Source organism: Staphylococcus sp. EG-SA-2 (genome assembly GCF_017152085.1).
This window is the reverse complement of record NZ_JACYHC010000919.1, coordinates 1-963: the sequence shown is the minus strand read 5'-3', so window position 1 is coordinate 963 and position 963 is coordinate 1. Positions and strand designations below refer to the sequence as shown.

1 protein-coding gene is annotated in these 963 nt (G+C 26.6%); it reads left to right on the top strand.

The annotated features are described in order from the left end of the window. A partial coding sequence (locus IDG60_RS16225) for a restriction endonuclease subunit S (protein WP_033859995.1) occupies nucleotides 1-695 on the top strand: 695 nt, incomplete at its 5' end. Nucleotides 696-963 lie beyond the last annotated feature (268 nt).

The window sequence follows — 963 nt, the reverse complement described above, 5'->3', positions numbered from 1 at the left end:
TAGGACAATTCTTCAGCAAACTTGACCAACAAATTGAATTAGAAGAACAAAAACTTGAATTACTTCAACAACAGAAAAAATGCTATATACAGAAAATCTTCTCACAAGAATTACGATTCAAAGATGAAGAAGGTAATTACTATAAAGGATGGAACAAAAAGCAATTAAAAGATGTATTAGAATTTAGTAATAAAAGAACTATTAATGAAAATGAATATCCTGTTTTAACATCGTCAAGACAAGGTTTAATACTTCAGTCAGACTACTATAAAGATAGGAAAACTTTTGCAGAGAGTAATATTGGGTATTTCATACTCCCTAAAAATCATATAACATACCGTTCAAGAAGCGACGATGGAATTTTTAAGTTTAATTTAAATCTAATGATTGATGTAGGTATTATTAGTAAATATTACCCTGTCTTTAAAGGGATAGATGCAAATCAATATTATTTAACATTACACTTAAACTATCAACTGAAAAAAGAATATATTAAATATGCAACTGGTACATCACAATTGGTACTCTCACAAAAAGACTTGCAAAACATAAAGACTAAATTGCCATCTTATGAAGAACAACAAAAAATCGGTGATTTTTTCAGTGAAATAGATAGATTGGTTGAAAAACAATCTTCAAAAGTCGGACGATTAAAAGTACGTAAAAAAGAACTATTACAAAAAATGTTTGTTTAATCCAGATAACAGCCTATTAATTAAAATGATAAAAATTCTATGAATAAATTGTAATATATTAATATTGAAACTATTATAATTTGGGATTTATTTTTTTGGAGTTTAGTGAATCGTCTACACTTAGTTGGACAAATTCTATGGGAATAGATATTGTTAAACTAAGAGGTTAGGCGATTTTATTGTGACAAGAGACTGAAGAGCTTTTAGTAAATAATTTAAATTAAAATAATTAAACTTTATGAAAATGGTAAGCCTAGAAACGAAATTA